Annotated in this window: 1 protein-coding gene; it reads right to left on the reverse strand. The window is 35.0% G+C overall.

Annotated features, from left to right (window positions below; translation table 11 throughout):
• A partial coding sequence (locus GFC01_RS17820) for a hypothetical protein (RefSeq protein ID WP_207707648.1) occupies positions 1–433 on the reverse strand: 433 nt, incomplete at its 3' end.
• Positions 434–642 lie beyond the last annotated feature (209 nt).

Genomic DNA, 642 nt, shown 5'->3' on the forward strand with positions numbered 1-642 from the left:
GAATGTAGACAGTCAGATCATCTGTATCATTAGCCAAAATAAGAGCTAGAAAAAAAAGCACAAAAAAACAAAGTCCTGTCAAAATAATCTTTAATGTATGATAGTATACACCGATGCTCTGAGCAATTAATACCGGTAAAAGACCAATTAAAATAACAGGAGAGGCAGCTGGCATAGCTAAAACACAAAGTAGAATAACGATTCCTTGTATGAAGAAATAAATCCAAGGCTTCTTCTGGAACCAATAAAAAGACCACCAATGAAAAATGAGATGAATTGCAAAAAGGCCAGAAAAAAACAAACTTGAAAGCGATAGAGATACTGTTAAAAACTGAAAAATCATCGCTGCAACATACACAAGAATACCCCATAATAACGTGGGAATTCGGGAATAGATCATTTTATTAAATGGGTCTATCCGTTTCTTATCCATAAATGTTCACCTTCCAAACCCCATCATAACACGAAAAATACCGCCCGCCTTTGAAAGAGGCAATGGCGGTATTAGAATTTTAACATTTAAAGAAGAATAAATTATATAATCTTCTTTTCTTTTTGGGCAATTGACTCTCCTTCAATATCAATATGCGGAAGCAATCGTGCCAGCCATTTAGGTAAGTACCAATTTGCACGCCCTAATAG

The organism is Desulfofundulus thermobenzoicus (genome assembly GCF_009428905.1).
Classification (GTDB): domain Bacteria; phylum Bacillota; class Desulfotomaculia; order Desulfotomaculales; family Desulfovirgulaceae; genus Desulfofundulus_A; species Desulfofundulus_A thermobenzoicus.